The sequence below is a fragment of the Bradyrhizobium sp. HKCCYLRH2060 genome, assembly GCF_051168135.1.
In the GTDB taxonomy this organism is placed as follows: Bacteria; Pseudomonadota; Alphaproteobacteria; order Rhizobiales; family Xanthobacteraceae; genus Bradyrhizobium.
The window spans coordinates 1-17,372 of the sequence record NZ_JBNPUK010000023.1 but is presented as its reverse complement, the minus strand read 5'-3'; the positions used below and the strand labels follow the sequence as shown (position 1 = coordinate 17,372).

At 63.9% G+C, this 17,372-nt stretch carries 14 protein-coding genes and 1 pseudogene; 5 read left to right on the top strand and 10 right to left on the bottom strand.

Features of this window, described 5'->3' with window-relative positions; all coding sequences use genetic code 11:
- Window positions 1-66: 66 nt before the first annotated feature.
- Complete coding sequence (locus tag ACQR10_RS30460) at window positions 67-801, top strand: response regulator transcription factor (protein WP_316216101.1); 735 nt, start codon at window positions 67-69, stop codon at window positions 799-801.
- Here ACQR10_RS30460 and ACQR10_RS30455 read toward each other — a convergent pair.
- Both ACQR10_RS30455 and ACQR10_RS30450 read right to left on the bottom strand, forming a co-directional pair.
- Window positions 755-2,107, bottom strand: coding sequence for a hybrid sensor histidine kinase/response regulator (locus ACQR10_RS30455; protein ID WP_316216102.1), 1,353 nt, complete (start codon window positions 2,105-2,107; stop codon window positions 755-757). The two genes, ACQR10_RS30460 and ACQR10_RS30455, sit on opposite strands and share 47 nt — an antisense overlap.
- Complete coding sequence (locus tag ACQR10_RS30450) at window positions 2,104-3,276, bottom strand: FIST N-terminal domain-containing protein (protein WP_434912184.1); 1,173 nt, start codon at window positions 3,274-3,276, stop codon at window positions 2,104-2,106. The genes ACQR10_RS30455 and ACQR10_RS30450 overlap by 4 nt, the downstream gene beginning before the upstream one ends.
- A 93-nt stretch (window positions 3,277-3,369) precedes the next feature.
- Between ACQR10_RS30450 and ACQR10_RS30445 the strand changes: the two genes are divergently transcribed.
- Window positions 3,370-3,861 (top strand): c-type cytochrome, encoded by a 492-nt coding sequence (locus ACQR10_RS30445; RefSeq protein ID WP_316216103.1) that lies wholly within the window; start codon window positions 3,370-3,372, stop codon window positions 3,859-3,861.
- Between the two features lie 168 nt (window positions 3,862-4,029).
- On the opposite strand, the gene ACQR10_RS30440 is transcribed toward ACQR10_RS30445, so the two are convergent.
- From ACQR10_RS30440 to ACQR10_RS30405, 8 genes are all read right to left on the bottom strand, one after another.
- Complete coding sequence (locus ACQR10_RS30440; protein WP_316216104.1) at window positions 4,030-5,406, bottom strand: HAMP domain-containing sensor histidine kinase; 1,377 nt, start codon at window positions 5,404-5,406, stop codon at window positions 4,030-4,032.
- A gap of 4 nt (window positions 5,407-5,410) precedes the next feature.
- Window positions 5,411-6,064, bottom strand: a complete 654-nt coding sequence (locus ACQR10_RS30435) for a response regulator transcription factor (protein ID WP_315804948.1) — start codon at window positions 6,062-6,064, stop codon at window positions 5,411-5,413.
- Window positions 6,065-6,128: 64 nt separating this feature from the next.
- Complete coding sequence (gene ccmI, locus ACQR10_RS30430) at window positions 6,129-7,448, bottom strand: c-type cytochrome biogenesis protein CcmI (RefSeq protein ID WP_316216105.1); 1,320 nt, start codon at window positions 7,446-7,448, stop codon at window positions 6,129-6,131.
- Window positions 7,445-7,957 carry a cytochrome c-type biogenesis protein gene (locus ACQR10_RS30425; RefSeq protein WP_315769962.1) on the bottom strand — a complete coding sequence of 171 codons (513 nt, stop codon included), beginning with the start codon at window positions 7,955-7,957 and terminating at the stop codon, window positions 7,445-7,447. The genes ccmI and ACQR10_RS30425 overlap by 4 nt, the downstream gene beginning before the upstream one ends.
- On the bottom strand, window positions 7,954-8,490 hold the full coding sequence (locus ACQR10_RS30420; protein ID WP_316216106.1) for a DsbE family thiol:disulfide interchange protein: 537 nt from the start codon (window positions 8,488-8,490) through the stop codon (window positions 7,954-7,956). The genes ACQR10_RS30425 and ACQR10_RS30420 overlap by 4 nt, the downstream gene beginning before the upstream one ends.
- Before the next feature lie 8 nt (window positions 8,491-8,498).
- A complete protein-coding gene (locus tag ACQR10_RS30415) occupies window positions 8,499-10,487 on the bottom strand; it encodes a heme lyase CcmF/NrfE family subunit (protein WP_316216107.1) in 1,989 nt (662 codons plus the stop codon).
- Window positions 10,488-10,785: 298 nt separating this feature from the next.
- On the bottom strand, window positions 10,786-12,189 hold the full coding sequence (locus tag ACQR10_RS30410; RefSeq protein ID WP_315804952.1) for an ankyrin repeat domain-containing protein: 1,404 nt from the start codon (window positions 12,187-12,189) through the stop codon (window positions 10,786-10,788).
- An 85-nt stretch (window positions 12,190-12,274) separates the two neighbouring features.
- On the bottom strand, window positions 12,275-13,516 hold the full coding sequence (locus ACQR10_RS30405; protein ID WP_434912183.1) for an NAD(P)-binding domain-containing protein: 1,242 nt from the start codon (window positions 13,514-13,516) through the stop codon (window positions 12,275-12,277).
- Between the two features lie 417 nt (window positions 13,517-13,933).
- Here ACQR10_RS30405 and ACQR10_RS30400 point away from each other — a divergent pair, with 417 nt between their 5' ends.
- The 3 genes and pseudogenes from ACQR10_RS30400 to ACQR10_RS30390 form a co-directional block, all read left to right on the top strand.
- A complete protein-coding gene (locus tag ACQR10_RS30400) occupies window positions 13,934-14,812 on the top strand; it encodes a pyridine nucleotide-disulfide oxidoreductase (protein WP_316216109.1) in 879 nt (292 codons plus the stop codon).
- Between the two features lie 12 nt (window positions 14,813-14,824).
- Window positions 14,825-16,183, top strand: a complete 1,359-nt coding sequence (locus tag ACQR10_RS30395; RefSeq protein WP_434912182.1) for a cytochrome c3 family protein — start codon at window positions 14,825-14,827, stop codon at window positions 16,181-16,183.
- Between the two features lie 491 nt (window positions 16,184-16,674).
- Window positions 16,675-17,372 (top strand): annotated as a pseudogene (locus ACQR10_RS30390) (hypothetical protein); the annotation flags it as partial.

Here is a 17,372-nt window from a genome sequence, read left to right as displayed (position 1 = left end):
TTGAATGTCGGATCCGCGACACTGAATAAGCCGGACCTTCGATCTGGCCGGGGAGGGGACAGGCACGTGGCTCGATTGCTCATCGTCGAGGACCATCCGCTGTTTCGCGAGGCGCTGGAGAGCGCGATCCGCGCCGCTCTGGCTGACGCCGAGATGCGCGAGGCGACGTCCGTCGACATGGCCGTTGGGCTTCTTTCATCTCCGCCGAGATTCGACCTGATCCTGCTCGACCTCTCGACGCCCGGAACGACCGGACTCTCCGGCGTCATCCGCATCCGCAAGACCGCGCCGCGCACGCCGATCCTGGTCGTTTCCGCGCATCGGGACCCGGACCTCGTCGCCCACGTGCTCGCGCTGGGTGTCTCCGGCTACATCTCGAAATCGACTTCGAAGCAGCAGCTTGCCGAGGCAATCAACGCCGTGCTGCGCGGCGAGGTCCATGTTGAAGGCGGCTCCCTCTGCGCCGGCGCGCGCCGTGGCCGGCTTCCTGCTCAGGACCTCCTGAAGCGTCTTCACGAGCTGACGCCGCAGCAGCTGCGCGTGCTCGACCTTATCCGCCGTGGACTGCAGAACAAGCAGATCGCCTATGAGCTCGGGATCTGCGAGACGACAGTGAAGGTCCACGTCTCGGAGATCCTGCGCAAGCTTCGCGTCATGAGCAGGACCAAGGCCATCATCGAGATGGAAAAGATCGACTTCGTGAACCTCATCAGCGAGCCGCGCACGCCAGCTCGGACAAACGGCGCTGAAGCGCTCATGACAGCAAGAACGACAACAGCGCGCGAAGCTCCGCAGGCCTGACCGGCTTGGTCAAGATCTCGAGCCCGTATTGGCTTGCTTCCCTGGCTGCGTCTTCGGAATAGTCGGCGGTCACGATCATGGCCGCAACATCTCGGCCAAGGAATTGCCTGATGTCCCGGATGGCGGCAAGCCCGCTCTCGTCGCCATCCAGGTGCAGATCCGCGATGATCGTCTCAGGGACTGCGCCGAGCGCACTCAAACGCTGCAAGGCGTCATTCAACGACGCTGTAGCTACGACGTCGCAGCCCCATTTTTCCAGCAGACTGACCATGGCCTCGGCGGTGGCCAGGTCGTTTTCGATCAGCAGGATCTTGGCGCCTTCGAGCCCGCCATAGTCGTGGTCGACGTGATCCGCGGGATGTGGATCCGGCAGTACGGCTGCCGGGTCTGCGCGGTCGAGCTCGAGCTTGAATGTGGACCCATGTCCAACCCGCGAAGCCAGCCTGACCTCATGGTCCAATGCCTTGGCGAAGCGACGAACGATCGACAGGCCCAGCCCAAAACCGGCCTGATCCTCGGCGCTCGGCCGACCGCGCTGGAATTCGAGAAAGATCGCTTCTTGTTGCGGCTTCGGAATCCCCGGGCCGGTGTCGTGGACCTCGATGCGAACCCGGCCCGCTCCCGGCCCCGGCCGGCATCCCATGACGACGCCGCCCTGCCGTGTGTAGCGCAGGGAGTTGGCGAGGAGGTTCTGCAAGATGCGCCGCAGCATCATGGCATCCGAGACCACGGCGATCGAGCACGGACAAATGCGCAGGGACAACCCGCGTTTGGCCGCGATCGGGGCGAATTCGCGTTCGAGCGGCTCGAACAGGGTCGAGAGCAGAACGGGCCTGACATCGGGGCGCAGGGCTCCGGCATCGAGCTTGGCAATCTCCAGCAGGGATCGCAGCAGATCCTCGAGCATGGCCAGCGAATGGTCGACCTGGCCGACCATGGCCGTTCCGCGATCGGACGAGACCTCGTCCGCCAAGGTCGAGAGCGTGAGCCGCGCGGCGTTGAGCGGCTGAAGCAGATCATGCGTGACGGAGATGAGAACCGAGGATTTCAGGGAGCTCGCCGCTTCAGCCTGCTGCTTGGCCCGAAAGAGGTCCTTGTTGGCGGTTTCGATCGAACGCAGCGCATCACGCAGCTGGCGCGTTCGCTCGCGCACCTGCTGATCGAGCGCAATCGCCGTTTCGAACAGTGAGAACGCGTTGAACTGCTGGTCCATCGAGCGTTCGACCCGGGACATCAGCGCGGCGTTGATCTTCCTGAGCTTGGCCGCCTCGCGCTGCAGGTCTTCCGGAGACGCCGCGGCGGTCATTGCTGCGTCGCTCCACGTTTGCCGATCGCGACCCCGGTCAGCGTCTGATTGACATGCATTGAACCGTACTGCTCGCCATAGGTATGGAACCCGACGATCCGGTTGTCGCGATAGAGCTCGGACATTTCCCGCGCAAACTGATGCTGCTCCGCGTCAAGACGCCTGAGGATGCACTCGAAACCGATGAAGATCGAGACCTCGCCGATCTCGTCGCGGACCTCGGCCAGCATCTCGCGGGCGGCCGCCACGGAATTGCGTGACCTCGCCGCCGTCAGCACCATGCCTTCGTCGATCGCGCAGAAGAACCGGAGTGAGCCGTCAGGGCTGACGCGCTGAATCGAGCGCGCGAAATAGGAGCCGCCGACTCGCACCAGGACCGGATGGGCTGCAAACAGGAACGGGTCGAGCTCGGAATCGGCGATTCCGATTGCGCGGCAATATTCCTCCGCCGCCGGCTCGGCATTGAGCTGCTTGACGATGCGCTGCTCGAGATCGGCCTCCGTCACCACCATCTTGGTCGAGGTCGGCTCGAAATTGTCGCATTTGAACAGCCGGAACGGCAATGACGTCCTGATCAGGATCAGCACAGCCATGTCCGTGTGGGCCTTGCCGTCGTGAAAGACCCAGGTGCGCTCGAACCGCAGACCATCGCCGGCCGACCCGCCAACCAGGGGAATATTGTCGAGCGAGGCGTAGATCGCCGACATGATCGCCTCTTCGCGCTGGCACATGCCGTCGATCAGGACGAGTCCGAACACGCCGTCGTCGTCGCGACCACCGTGCCGCGACAGATCCTGCCTCAGCTGGTTGCCGAGGCGACGTCCTTCATCGACGCGAAAGCCCGACAACCCGAAGATGGGCTGTGCGAATACCGTGAAATCTTCGGCGGCAAATCCGAGAGCGACGACACTGTTGTCGTCCCAGCCATCGGGCGACAGCTCTCCGGCCGTCGTACAGCCGTATACGGGGATGTCCGCAAGACGGGTCGTCACCTCCACCATGAACTCGTTTGGATCGTAGTGGGGCGACAGGAGGATCAGCACCATCGCCAACCCGTCGGCCGGCAACTGGCTGCAGATGTCGGCCGCCGCAGCGGCCTCCGTTGCAGCCTTGGACTTTGCAGCAGTCACGCCAGACGGACGCGGGGGCCGAGGATCGGCGTCTCCCATCGGGCACCTCCCGGAACGACACTTTGGGTTGTTGGTGATCGTTCGTTTTTTTAGAAGATTAGGCCAATTGAGCAGCAACGGCAACTGCGCGGCTTGATCCAGAACAAGGACTTGGGCCGGGCTGTCGTCCGATCATCTGCCCGGATCTGCTCACCGCGCCTGGCCGGGGGGCTGGCCCGCGCCCGCTCCGGATCGAAAAGGGAAAGATCTCGCATGCTCCGCCGCATCGTTCTTGTCGCCGTTCTCGTCAGCCTGGCACCGAGCGCCCGCGCGCTCGACGGCAATCCGGTCGCCGGGGAAGGCATCTTCCAGCGCATCTGCCATAACTGCCACTCTGCCGAGATCGGCGTCAACAAGGTCGGCCCGAGCCTCTGGAACATCGTTGGGCGCCAGCCGGCGGCTGTGCCGGACTACGCCTATTCGGAGAGCATGAAAAAGAACAACGCGCCTTGGACCGCAACGGCACTGGATGCCTATATCGCCGATCCTCGCGGGGACGTTCACGGGGTCAAGATGTATTTCAAAGGATTGGCGGACGCGAAAGAGCGGGCCGACGTCGTCGCCTATCTCTCGACACTGAGATAGCGCGGCCGGGGAAGCTTGCGATTTTGCCGACGCTGCTGACCCGCGCTGTTCGAAAGGAGCCTCTCACCGACTACGGCTGGCGTCGTTGGCTCGCTGGCCCAGGGCATTTCCTGCTCCACTGGCTTCGTGCCGTATGCCGCTGCGGTCGCTTTGCGGGCACCAGTCATGTCACGATGAGCCTGGATCACCCTTCTTTCGAAGTGCGAGCTTCAGGGCGACGCCCCCAATTCGCGAATCCTCGATCCACAGTCGGCCATCATAGAGGCTGGTCAGGTCGCGGGCGATCGCCAGACCGAGGCCAGTGCCCGGCTTCGCGTCGTCAAGTCTCGTGCCCACGTCGAACACGCGCATGCGATGTTCGACCGGAATGCCGGGCCCGTCGTCCTCCACCGTGATCAAGACGGTGCTGTCGAGATCCTCGATCGAAACCACGACGCGGTCACGTGCCCATTTTGCCGCGTTGTCGAGCAGGTTGCCGATGAGCTCGGTCAGATCGTTGGTATCGCAGGCAACGACGACGTCGGTTGCTCCTTCGACTTCGAACCGCCGGTCGTGCCCCGGGCTGAATTGCGAGTAGGTATTGATGATGCTTCTCAAGACGTCGGCGACGACCGCAAACGCACCGGCATTCGCGATCGTGGAAGCCTTTGCACGCGCCGTCTGGTAGTCGATGAGCAGCGCCATGCGCGAGCACTGCTCCGACAGGATCTGCGCGTGGCTCTCCTGACCGGACGCTTTCAGCCGTGCGGCCTCCTCGTCGAGGATTGCCAGAGGCGTCTTCAGCGCGTGCGCAAAGCTTCCTGCGAGCACGCGAGCGCGATCGACCATGCTGAGGTTTGCCGTGATCATCCCGTTCAATTCGGTGACGAGCGGCATGATTTCCTCCGGCAGGTCCTCGGGCAGGCGTGTGGTCTTGCCGCTGCGCACGTCCACGATGGCGCGACTCATCCGCTGCAGCGGCCGCAGGCCGTAGGCGACCTGAGCGTAGGCGGTGCCAACCATGGCGAGGGCCAGCAGACCCAGCGTCGCCATCAGTGTCAGATTGAGGTGCTCCATCTCGTCACTAATCAGTCGCTCGTCGGCGCCGATTCGGATTTCGACGGGTTGCCCGAGACGAGACGGCTCGCTGATGTTTCGGACCATCCGCATCGGCCCGGTCGGTCCTTCCACATTCGCCAGCGCCGTGGAGGGAGGCAGTGAGCCCTCGCGGGTCTGGTCGGGCGTGACCGAAAGAGAGAGGTCATCCTGTAGCGAGGGCGAACGCACGGTCTCGCCGTTCTGCAGGATGACCTGCCAATACATTCCGGATCTGGCCGGAGAGAAACGCGGATCGCTCAGATTGCGGGCGATGAACAGCCGCTGCGCCGCGTCGAGCTCCACGAGATCGGCGAGCTCGCGGGCGTGATCCAGCAGGTCGTGATCAAAATGGGCCTCGACGACACGACGAATGACGATCGAGAGCCCGAGCCCGCTGGCGAACAAGACGATGGAAATCCAGATCGCGGCGACCGCGATCATCCGGGCTCGGAAGTTGCGGCTGAACATGGCTCTATCCGAAGCGATATCCCATGCCTCTGACGGTGCGAATGCAGTCACGCCCCAGCTTTCTCCTGAGCCGGGCAATGTAGACTTCGACCGTATTGGAGTCGCGATGGTCGCTGCTCGGATAGATGTGCTCCAGCAGCTCGGTCTGCGACACGATATGATCGGCGCGGCGCATGAGGAACTCGAGGACGCGCAACTCGAGTGCAGTCAGGTCGACGATCTCCCCGTCCTTTTTGACCAGGCCGGCCGCCGCGTTGAATTCGATCTGTCGGAGGCGGAGCACGGCCTCCGGTCTGCTGGAAACCCGACGGAGCAGCGATTTGACCCGCGCGACGAGCTCCTGGGCCTTGAAGGGCTTTTCGAGATAGTCGTCCGCGCCTGCGTTCAGGCCGTTGACACGCTCGACCCAGCCGCTGCGGGCGGACAGGATCAGCACCGGCAGCGTGTGCCCGGTATGACGCCAGCGTTGCAGCACGTCGAGGCCCGAAATGCACGGCAGGCCGAGGTCGAGGACCGCGGCATCATAGGGCTGGCTGTTGCCCAGCATCCAGCCCTGCCTGCCATCGGTGGCGAGATCCGCCTCGAAACCGGCATCGGCCAGGCTTTCCCTGATGCGCTCCGCGTAGACGGGCTCGTCCTCTATGAGCAGAATGCGCATTGCCATTCCTCCGGTTGCCGAACGGGTTCCGACGATGCGGACACGCGGATCGGGCCCTCGAACGCTATGGATTGATCCCGAGCTCTTTGGCTGCGTCAGCTATGCGCGTGCGCTCCGGGGCGTCCTCCGCAAAGACCGACAGTGCGCGTTGCAGCGACTGTTTCGCCGCCTCGACGTCACCCAGCACCACCCGCGAGCGGATCAACTTGATCCAGCCTTCTGCATCGCGCGGTGATTGTTCGAGTCGGCTCGCAAGGCCATCCACCATGCCCCGGATCATGAGGTTGCGATCCTGTGTGGACATGCTTTCCGCCTTGCGGATGTCCTCGGCGCGGGGGCCGCGCGGCTCCGCCGGCTCGCTCTGCGCGGTCTTGCCGGAGCGCAGGAGTTCCTGCATGCGCTCGGCGGACAGGTTCGGCCGGGCAGGCGATGGCGAGCCGTCATCCTCCCCGAGCTCGCGACGAAGCGCGCCGAGCCGCTGCTTGAGATCAGGCAGCCACGGCTCGTTCGGATCGGCCTCCGATACGATCGCCGTCCAGTCGGCCATCGCACCCCGTTTGTCTCCATCCTGTTCTTTCACGACGCCGATGAAGAAACGGGCGCGCGCGTCCTTGGGATCCAGTTTGAGTGCTTCGTCGAAATCCGCGCGGGCTTCGGAGTTGACGGTGCCGTCCGCGGCCCGCACCAGCGCTTCGCCCCGCGCGCTGCGATACTCTGCCGAACTTGGCCGCAGCTCCATTGCGCGCGCATAGGCCTGCGCCGCCTCCGCAAAGCGCTCGATGTTGAACAAGGACCAGCCCAGCAGCCGCCATCCGTCCGGATCCCTGGGATTTCGCTCCAGTCTGGTCTGCACACGCTGGATCATCTCTTCGACCGGCGGCAGTCCGCTGCCCTGCTGCGGTCGGTCGCGGCCGTCCTGGCCGGCCATCTGCTCCAACGATGCGATGGCCTGGGTGCCTGCGTCCGTTCGCGCTTCGCCAACCGACTTCAGCGTCGTGCCGACGGCGGTCTGGCCCGGCGCGGCCGCGGGGACATCCGGGTTTCCGATGACCGCGTACAGGACGACGGAGCCGAACACCACCGTCAGCGTGACGACGGCGAGCGCAAATTTTCGTTCGGAGCTGGTGAGGGAGGGCGCCGGCGGCTGTTCGGCGGCGGCTGCGGCGAGAATGCGCCGCTTGATCTCGCTGGCCGCGTTCTCGCCATCCGACTTGTCGATCAGGCCGCGTGCGGTTTCGCTCTCGATCTCGCGGAGCTGGTCGTGGTGGACGGCAAGTCCCTGAGCCGAAGCCAACCGTCTCCGCTCGTAGCTGCGGATGAATGGCGTCGATATGAGCACGGCGGCCACGGAAATCATCGCCGTCAGGATCAGCCACAGCATCATGAAAGGCTCCTTCGATCGAGGATCGCCTCGATGGCTTCGAGTTCGTCGGCGCTGAGCGGAGCGACGTGCTCCGCCTCGGGCGCACTCGCATTGGCTGCCGCCCGGCGCACGTAGCGGCCGAAGCCGACGGCGGCCGTGAGCAAAGCGAGCAGGGGACCGATCCACAGCGCGATGGTATTCCACTGTAAGGGAGGCTTGAGCAGGACGAAGTTGCCGTAGCGTGCGACCAGGAAGTCCACCGCCTGCCGGTCGCTGTCGCCGGCCTGCAGGCGATCGCGCAGCAGCACCCTCAGATCGTGCGCCAATGGAGCGTTGGAGTCGTCAATGCTCTGATTTTGACAAACGACGCAGCGCAGCTCCTGGCCCAGCGCGCGCGCGCGGGCCTCCAGCCCCTCGTCGCGCAACATTTCGTCGGGAAGCACCGCACGAGATGGCGACCAGGTCGCCGTCAGCACGAGCGAGCTGACGAGCAGCGCTTCGGCCGCGCGCTTGATCCGCCGGCAGTTCATGACTCGCTCCTGAGTGCCTTCAGCAGAGGTTCGAAATCGTCCCGCCATACATCTTCGGTCAGCGGGCCGGGATAGCGGAAGCGGATGCGGCCGGCCCGATCGATCACGAAGGTTTCGGGAACGCCGGTCACGCCAAGATCGATGCCGGTCCGGCCGGACTCATCGGAGCCGACACGGGCATAGGGACTGCCATGCTTGGCAAGCCACCGTTTGCCGTCGTTCCGATCGTCCTTCCAGTTCAGCCCATAGATCGGGATCGCGGAGCTCTCCGCGAGCTTGAGCAGCATGGGATGCTCGACGCGACATCCGGGGCACCAGGATGCGAACACGTTGAGCAGGACCACGTCGCCCTGCAGGTCGGTACTGGCAAGACCGCCGCCCTTGCCGTCGAGCGACGCGAGCTCGAAACGCGGCGTCGGCTTGTCGATCAGGGTCGAGGGCATTCGCTGCGGATCGTTGGTCAGGCTGAAAGCCAGTCCAGCGGCCAGTGCGACGAAAGCCGCGAGAGGTATGAGATAGGGTAGGCGCGGCATGTCTCGTCCTATTCAGCAGGAACGGCAGTCGGTACGGCCCGCATCGCCCGTCGCGGAGCTCCGACACGAAATCTCCGGTCGGCCAGCGAGACGAAGCCGCCGCACGCCATCATCAGTGCGCCGATCCAGACCAGCGGCACCAGCGGGTGATAGTAGCAACGCACCGCCCACGCGCCTTTGTCGTCGGGATCGCCGAGCGTCACGTAGACGTTCCAGATCAGGTTGGTTCGAATGCCGGCGGCGGTCGTCTGCTGCTGTCTGACGGGATAGAAGCGGCGCTCGCTGGAAAGCTGCGTGAACGGTTTGCCGTTCCGCGTGATGTCGAACGTGCCACGCTCGGCTTCGTAGTTGGGGCCTGGAAATTTTCCGATCGAGCGCAACTTGATGTCGTAGCCCGCGAGCTGCAGGCTCTGGCCCGGCCGCAGCATCTGCACCTTCTCGCTGGCCCACGCGGTCATCCCGGTAATGCCCGCGACGGTGACGCCCATTCCCGCATGGGCCAGCACCAGGCCGTAGACCGCGAGCGGGGTGGTGCGCGCGAGGTTGAGCGAGGTCGCCAGCGGAGTCGTCATGCCGAGGCGGACGCGATGAGCCAGCACCATCAGCGAGCCGATCACGAGCCAGACGGCGATGCCGAAGAAGAACGCGACCAGGAAACGCTGTCCGAACGTCGCGATGAGGATCGCGACGGCAATGAATGCCGCAAGTCCTCCGGCCAGGCGGAGTCGTTGCAGGGCCGCAACGAGGAGATCGCGCTTCCATTTCAGAACCGGGCCGATCACCATGGCAAGCAGCAGCGGAACCATGATCGGAACGAACGTCAGGTTGTAGTAGGGAGGACCGACGGAGATCTTGTCGTTTCCGAGCATGTCGACGAGGAGCGGGTAGAACGTGCCGAGAAACACGGTGGCCACGGCTGCCGTGAGCAGCACATTGTTGAGGACGAGGCCGCTCTCGCGGCTGACGGCCGCGAACAGCGCACCGTGCTTCAGGCTTGGGGCTCGGATCGCATACAGCGTCAACGCCCCGCCGGTCGCCACCAGGATGAGCGCCAGGATGAATGCGCCACGCGAGGGGTCCTGTGCGAAGGCATGAACACTGGTGAGCACGCCGGATCGCACCAGGAAGGTCCCGATCAGGCTCAATGAGAAGGTCACGATCCCCAGCAGGATCGTCCAGCTCTGGAGGGCGCTCCGACGTTCGACCACCAGGGCGGAATGCAGCAGCGCAGTCCCCGCAAGCCACGGCATGAAGGACGCGTTCTCGACGGGGTCCCAGAACCACCAGCCGCCCCAGCCGAGCGTGTAGTACGCCCATGCGCTGCCCAGCGTGATTCCAATCGTGAGAAAGCACCAGGCCGCGAGCACCCACGGTCGGACCCAGCGGGCCCAGCTGGCATCGACCTTTCCCTCGATCAGCGCGGCGACCGAGAACGAGAACGCCATCGAGAAGCCGACGTAGCCCAGATACAGAAACGGTGGATGAAAGGCGAGGCCGGGATCCTGCAAGATCGGATTCAGTCCGTTGCCTTCGAGGGGAGCATCGACCAGCCGCGCGAACGGATTCGATGTCGAGACGATGAACGCCAGAAAGCCGAGGCCGATCATGCCGTGCACGCCGAGGACGTTGCTCTGCAGTCGCTCCGGAAGGTTCGTTCCGAACAATGCAACGGCAGCACCGAACAATGAGAGGATCAGGACCCACAACAACATGGATCCCTCATGGTTTCCCCAGACTCCGGAGACCTTGTAGAGCAGCGGCTTGAGCGTGTGCGAATTGGCTGCGACGACCTGGACTGAAAAGTCGGAGTGGACAAACAGCGACGTCAGGCATGCGAATGCGATCGAGACGAACAGAAACTGAGTCAAGGCAGCGTGCCGAACGAAGCCGGCGATCATCTCGGATTGGCGGCGCAGCGCTGCGAACGGAACGATCGACTGCACCAGCGACACGAGGAGCGCGAGAATGAGCGCAAACGATCCGACCTCCGCTGTCATGTGCTATCTCCGACTGCAGCGGATATTCCTGCAGCTAACTATCAAGTGTCTGTGATGCGTCGACAATCAATGCGCCGAATGAGGCATCATTCGTACGGAATGATGATGATCCATCGACGTGCATCTTAGTTTAACTGCAACTCATTCGCACGCGTGGACCGACAACGGTATCATCGGGGCGTCTCGGTACGGAGCGTTATGGTCATTGATAGATAGCGCTTGAATCGTCTGCGGCGCGTCGCGCCGCGAGCGCGGCGCCGACCGCATGACAGGCAGGGAGGAGAAACGAAGTCGCCCGCTATTCCAGAAGCTTGGCGATATCGCTGTGACCGCTGGCAGCGGCGATGTCCGTGGCACGTTCGCGCCGCTTGTTTCTCAATTGCTTTTCGGCGCCGGCGGCGAGAAGGCTGTGCGCAATGCCGATGTTCCCCTCATGGGCCGCCATCATCAACGCGCTCATGCCCTGGCCATTGCGCACGTTCGGGTCGGCCTTGCGCCTGAGAAGCTCACTGACGACATCCGCAAGCCCGGCGCGCGCAGCGAGGATGAGGGCGGTATTTCCGCCTCTTGTCGCGCGTTTCGGGTCGGCCCCATGGTCCAACAGAAGCAGCGAGGCCGCGGCGCTGCGGCCTTCGATGGCATTCAGCAACGGCGTCTTGTCGTCGGCGTCAGCGCGGTTGACGTCCGCACCGGCGCGGATCAGTTGTCCGATCGCGTGCGTATTGCCATTGCCGGCCGCGTGCCAGAGTGCGGTGCGGCCCTGCCCATCGGCGGCGTTGAGGTCGGATCTCTGAACGAGTTGCCGATCGAGCGGGCCATTGGTGCACGACGCGACCGCGATCATGAGGGGGGTCCGGCCGTCCGCCGACGCGGGCAGACTGCCGGAGGCGCCGTCGAGGAGCGCAGCGATCGCGGCGCCGTTGCAGCGGCTGAGCGCCATCAATAGTGCGGTCGTGCCATCTGCACGCGCTGCAGATGGGTCGGCCGCCTTCGTCAGCAGCAGTTTGATGATGTCTCCATGATCCTTGTCCGCTGCCAGCATCAAAGGCGTGTCGCCACGCCGGTTGCCGGTGTTCGGGTTGGCTCCCGAGGCGAGCAGGAGCTCCACCAGCCGAAGATGCCCGGCGGCCGCGGCGATCGCCAGAGGCGTATCGCCGTCCTCGTTGACCGCGTTGACGTCAGCCTTCGCAGCGATGAGCTGGCGCATCGGATCGAACTGGCCGCGCAGGGCGGCGTCGATGATGGCCGGATGGCCGTTTCGCATGGCGGCCTGCGCATCGAGCGTCGGTGGCGGCCTGCGCGCAGCTTCGCGCGCCGGCTCCCTGGCGCGGGGTCGCGCGTCTCGGCTGGCCATGTCGGCCATCAACTGCTCGGCGGGCTGATAGCCAGCCGCCGCCGACTTGCGTAGCCACTCCCGCGCCCGGTCGGGATCGGCCGGTGTTCCGCGGCCCGCGAGCCACATCGCTGCGACATTGTACTGCGCCTTGACGTGTCCCTTCCTTGCGCTTGCCTCCATCCATTTGAACGCCAGCGTATCGTCTGCTCTGGTGCCGAGACCGGCGCGGTAGAGCGACGCAAGCCGGTACTGCGCCTCCGGATCCCCGGCGTTGGCGGCGCGCTCGAGCAGCTTCAGTGCGTCCTCAGGATGTCCGGCGCGGATCGCGGCATCGGCCGCCTGGCTCGCGAATGCTTCGGAGCTCACGCCGGCCGGCGCGTCGCCGGCCGGGGCGACCGACGGCACGGTCGAGCCGACGAGACAGATCAGGGGGATGATGACGTGAGAGGACTTAAGCCGTGCCATATTTCGTCTCCACCTCGATACCCATGCTCTTCAGGAATGCGGTGGGCAGAATGCCGCCGACGCAGACGATGACGGCATCGTTTCGGATCGTGCTCGTGTTGCCGCCGGCATCGATGTCGACGTCGTCGCTGCCGATCCGTTTGACCGTGGAGTTGTAGATGACCCGGAGCCGCCCCGATCGAGCAGCTGTTTCAGTCCGTTGACGGTTCTTCAGCTTGGCGCGGCCGAACGACTCGCTGCGATGCGACAGGGTCACCGTCGTTCCGGGCTCGTCGGCGATGGAGCACGCGGCTTCCAGTGCGGCGTCGCCGCCACCGACGACGAGCACGTGCTGGCCGCGATACTGTTCGGGGTCGATCAGTCGATAGACGACCTTGTTCTGCTCTTCGCCAGTAGCTTCCAGCTTGCGTGGCGTTCCGCGGCGCCCGATCGCCAGGAGCACGGCATGCGTTCTGTAGCTGCCGCGGTTCGTCCTGACGTCGAAGCTTTCTCCCATTCGCGTGACGGCCTCGACGCGCTCGCCGACGTTCACCTTGAGGCGGGCCTTGCGCACGATCCCCATGAAGAAGGTGATCAACTGCTCCTTGCTGAGCTCTCTGAAGTTGAACTTGCCCGCGAGCGGCAGCGTGAAAGGTGCCGTCATCACCAGCTTGCCGCGGGGAAAGTGCGCGACGGTGCCGCCAAGCGAGTCCTGCTCCAGCGTCACGAAGCGCAGCCGATGCTGCAGGCAGGCGAGACTGGCGGAAAGTCCGGCCGGACCGCAGCCGACAATCACGACGTCGAGCATGTCGGACTTGCCGATGTTCTTGACCTTGCGGACGGAGTCGATCGCCTGGCGCCCCTGTTCGATGGCGTTGCGGACCAGCCCCATCCCGCCGAGCTCTCCGGCGATGAAGATGCCGGGCACGTTGGTCTGGAACGCCTCGTCCACGTTTGGAATGTCGATGCCGCGCGTTTCGGTGCCGAACACCAGCGTGATGGCGTTCACGGGGCACACCGCCTTGCAGGCGCCGTGTCCGATACAATGCGAAGGTTCGACCAGCGACGCCTTGCCGCCGATCAGGCCGAGAATGTCGCCCTCCGGGCACGCCCTGACGCATGACCCGCAGCCGATGCACAAGGCGGGATCGATGATGGGATGCAAGGATGCCGGCTCAAGCAGACCGGCTTCCTTGGCGGCCGAGAGCTTCGCGACGCTCTTTATTTCTCTTCTCTTGCGCACCGCCATGTAGGTGGCCCAGACGCCGAGCATCGGCGCGGCGTAGACGATCAGGAGATCGAGCGCCATGTCGTCTCGCTCCCTTGTCTTATGAACTAACAGCAGAAGAGAGCCGCTGGCCGCGAACTCCGCGTGAAGAGGTTCGATGCGGTGCTAGATGCAAATTCCTCTCAAGAGATGCCGACATAGAAATTCCAGAATGATCTGACGTCTTGGAGACAAGGATTGGATCATTCGTTGAACAGATGCCGTCGGCGGAAATATGGCTCGCACTGATTTCGGACTAATGACGTCGGTGTCGGAAGACGGATGGGGATGTTGCAAGTGGTTATCACTAAGTGGTCTCTCGACTGAGATCCGGAGATCCGCGAACGAGTCTGGCTTCCGCCAATCCGGCATTCGGGTTTCACAGGAAACGTCGAGGTCATGAGCAGAGCAGCGGTCGCTCGCGCGCGGGGCAATCCTCTTCGAGGAACCATTCCGGTCGTCATCACGGTCGTCGTTCTCGGAGCGATTACCGTGGGGTGGCTGCAGAAGGGGGAGGAGTATATTACGCCGGGCTCCGGCATCGGATACTGGCTCGGGATCTACGGCAGCGTCGCGATGCTGTCGCTGCTGGCCTATTCGATGCGCAAGCGCTTCAAGTCGCTGCGCGGGATCGGCTCGGTGCCGTTCTGGTTCAGGACGCACATGCTGCTCGGCGTCATCGGTCCCGTGCTCATCCTGTTCCATGCGAATTTCCAGCTGGGGGCGCTCAACAGCAATGTGGCGTTCTTCACCATGCTGATCGTGGCGATCAGCGGCGTGGTCGGCCGTTACATCTATGGCAAGATCCATATGGGCCTCCATGGTGGGAGAGCGCGGGTCAAGGAGCTGCTCGCCGAGGCCGAGGCAATGCGGACGGAGCTCGGTCAGGAAATGCAGGCCGTCTCGTTCGTGTCGCGGGAGTTGGCCGCCTTCAGCAAAGGGCTCGACAACAGGGTACCCCGAACCGCGCTGGGCAGCCTGCGGACCGGCGCGGTCATCGCAGCGCGCACGCGGCGGCTGCGCGCCAATGTGGTTGCGGAAGCGCGCCGGCTCATTCGCGCCGAAGCCAAGCGCGCGCGATGGTCGTGGTCCGAGCGGCGGCGTCGCGAGAAGCGAATCGAGGAGGTGGTGCGGCGCTACGCCGCCGCGGTGCGCAAGGCCGCTGAGCTGACGTTCTTCGAACGATTGTTTTCGTTGTGGCATGTGCTTCATCTGCCGCTGTTTTTTCTCATGCTGCTGGCGGGCGTCGTTCATGTCTGGGCCGTCCATCACTATTGACGGAGTTGCGTGATGCGGTGGCGTGTTGCGGTCGTCGTCGCCGTCCTGGCCGGCGTTGCGATGCTCTCGGCCGGGGGGCGGGCGCAGACGTTGCTGGAGAAGCTCGTCATGCCGGGCCCGTTGGTCGAGAAGCATGCCAAGCTCGAGAGCGAATGCGGAAAGTGCCACGAAGCCTATACGCGGAAAGCACAGTCGGGCCTCTGCCTCGATTGCCACAAGGAGATTGCCGTCGATCGCAGGCAGCGTGAGCGCCTGCACGGACGCGACCAGGCGGCGCTGAGCCAGGAGTGCAGGCAGTGTCACACCGACCACAAGGGGCGTGGAACCGACATCGTCCAGCTCGACAAGGAGACCTTCAACCACGACATGACGAACTACCGGCTTGTCGACGCGCACAAGACCGTGCCTTGTGCGGGATGTCACGTCGCGAAGGTGAAGTTCCGCAACGCGCCCTCGACCTGTTTCGAGTGTCACAAGGCGATTGATCCGCATCGCGGTCGACTCGGTGAACGCTGCGAGAACTGCCACGCGGCGGTGAAATGGCGCGCGACCAAGGAGTTCGACCATACCAAGACCCGGTTTCCCCTCGTGGGCGCCCACAAGTCGGTCGCTTGTGCGACGTGTCATTCCGGTCAGCAATACAAGGATCTGCCGACCTCCTGTGGCTCATGTCACCGTCTTCAGGACGTTCATGGCGGCCGCTTCGGCGACAAGTGCGAGACCTGCCATGATCAGGACAAGTGGAAGACGGTCCGCTTCAATCACGACAAGACCCGCTTCCCCCTGCGAAATGCGCATGCCAAGGTGAAGTGCGAGGGCTGCCATACGGGTGATCTCTATCGGGACAAGCTCGCGACCTCATGCGTGTCCTGTCACCGCAAGCAGGATCCGCATCAGGGCAAGCTCGGTGAGCGTTGCGAGACGTGCCATAGCGATATAGGCTGGCGGAAGAAGCTCTCCTTCGATCATGAAATCACGCGCTTCCCATTGATCGGCCTGCACAAGTCGGTGCCCTGCGAGGAGTGCCACCGGACGCCGACCTACAAGAACACCCCGATGGCCTGCGAGAGCTGCCACAAGGATTTCCACCAGGGGAAACTCGGCGGGCGATGCGCCAGTTGCCACAATCCGAACGGATGGCGGCTATGGCGTTTCGATCACGCGCGGCAGACACGATTCCCGCTGGTCGGTGTCCACCAGAAGATCACCTGCGAGGCCTGTCACAAGGCCAAGTCGCCGCCGGATCTGAAGTTGCCGATGGATTGCTTCAGCTGTCATCGCAGCTCGGACGTGCACAATGGTACCTTCGGTCAGACGTGCGAGCGCTGCCATGTCGCAACGGGATGGCGCAACGTTCAGATCAGGAACTGATTCGAACGGCCGCGGTGGCTGCTGCAAGACGTCTGACATCGTATCGAGCTGATAAGAGCTCGCAATACTGATCAGTTCGAATGCAGATCAATGGCTTGCGTGATGGGCTTGCCGGACCATCGCGCGCGGGTGAGGTCAGAAACCTAAACCTCCATTCAGCTTGAGTTCAGCTTGGCCCAGTTTTGGGCCAGCTTTGCGCGTCTCTGGAAGCTCTGTCGTAGGCGTAGCGAAGGCTGCGTGATCTGGCCGGTGACTCCGTCATCGCCTAATCGATGCAGCGCTCGATCAAGGGAGCACGGAGCGTTTCGAGTATTCGGTGGCTGGGGAAGACGTGCCGCCGGGCCGTAGGGGGAATCCGCAAGAGTGTCTTGGGTTTGTCAGGGCGACCGCCGAGCGGCGGACGCTCAACGGTCTCGGCTGGATTGGGGTCGGCCGGTCGCCGTCGGATGTCCGGCTGGCGATCGAGTCGAGAGTGAAGAGCGGAGTTGGAGTTGAGCAGCTGCTACAGCAGACTGGGGCTGTTGGCGCGAGCCTCGCACCGCATGGTGCAGTGGCTGCTCGCCTGTGTGCTGCTCACTCTGGTGTTGGCAGGGCACGCTGCCGCGCAGAGCTCATTCGATCACGTCTCGACCGGGTTTCCGCTGACCGGAAGCCATGTCGGCGTGGAGTGCTCGTCCTGTCACGTCGGCGGGCGGTTCAAGGGCACGCAGACGCAGTGCGCCAGTTGCCACAACGGCGCGCAGACGGCGGGCATGTCCGTCAATCACCCGATGACCACGCGGCGCTGTGAGAGCTGCCATCAGACTTCGACATGGAAGGACGTCCGGGCGATCGATCATACCCAGGCGAAGGCGTCATGTACGACCTGCCACAACGGTGTGATGGCACGGGGCAAGTCGAAGAATCATATCACGACCGCAGCGCCATGCGATGTGTGCCACAGGTCGACGGCGAGTTTTCGCATCAGAATGAAGATGGACCACGCCGGCATCGTCGCCGGTTGTGCCAACTGTCACAACGGGACGACCGCGCGCGGCAAGTCCAGCAATCATCTCCAGACCAATCTGCCGTGCGAGTCCTGTCACACCAGCACGGCCAGCTTCGGCGGCGCGGCCTTCAAGCATGCCGCGACCGACACCAACTGCGCGACCTGTCACAACGGCAAGACGGCGCAGGGGATGACCACGCC

What these genes read in the sequence shown, in the direction of transcription:
- ACQR10_RS30425 (WP_315769962.1), bottom strand. Translation starts at nt 7,957, where the DNA reads ATGAACTGCCGGCGGATCAAGCGCGCGGCCGAAGCGCTGCTCGTCAGC.
- ACQR10_RS30435 (WP_315804948.1), bottom strand. Translation starts at nt 6,064, where the DNA reads ATGCGCATTCTGCTCATAGAGGACGAGCCCGTCTACGCGGAGCGCATC.
- ACQR10_RS30405 (WP_434912183.1), bottom strand. Translation starts at nt 13,516, where the DNA reads ATGGCGGTGCGCAAGAGAAGAGAAATAAAGAGCGTCGCGAAGCTCTCG.
- ccmI (WP_316216105.1), bottom strand. Translation starts at nt 7,448, where the DNA reads ATGATGCTGTGGCTGATCCTGACGGCGATGATTTCCGTGGCCGCCGTG.
- ACQR10_RS30400 (WP_316216109.1), top strand. Translation starts at nt 13,934, where the DNA reads ATGAGCAGAGCAGCGGTCGCTCGCGCGCGGGGCAATCCTCTTCGAGGA.
- ACQR10_RS30395 (WP_434912182.1), top strand. Translation starts at nt 14,825, where the DNA reads ATGCGGTGGCGTGTTGCGGTCGTCGTCGCCGTCCTGGCCGGCGTTGCG.
- ACQR10_RS30450 (WP_434912184.1), bottom strand. Translation starts at nt 3,276, where the DNA reads ATGGGAGACGCCGATCCTCGGCCCCCGCGTCCGTCTGGCGTGACTGCT.
- ACQR10_RS30455 (WP_316216102.1), bottom strand. Translation starts at nt 2,107, where the DNA reads ATGACCGCCGCGGCGTCTCCGGAAGACCTGCAGCGCGAGGCGGCCAAG.
- ACQR10_RS30420 (WP_316216106.1), bottom strand. Translation starts at nt 8,490, where the DNA reads ATGCCGCGCCTACCCTATCTCATACCTCTCGCGGCTTTCGTCGCACTG.
- ACQR10_RS30415 (WP_316216107.1), bottom strand. Translation starts at nt 10,487, where the DNA reads ATGACAGCGGAGGTCGGATCGTTTGCGCTCATTCTCGCGCTCCTCGTG.
- ACQR10_RS30440 (WP_316216104.1), bottom strand. Translation starts at nt 5,406, where the DNA reads ATGTTCAGCCGCAACTTCCGAGCCCGGATGATCGCGGTCGCCGCGATC.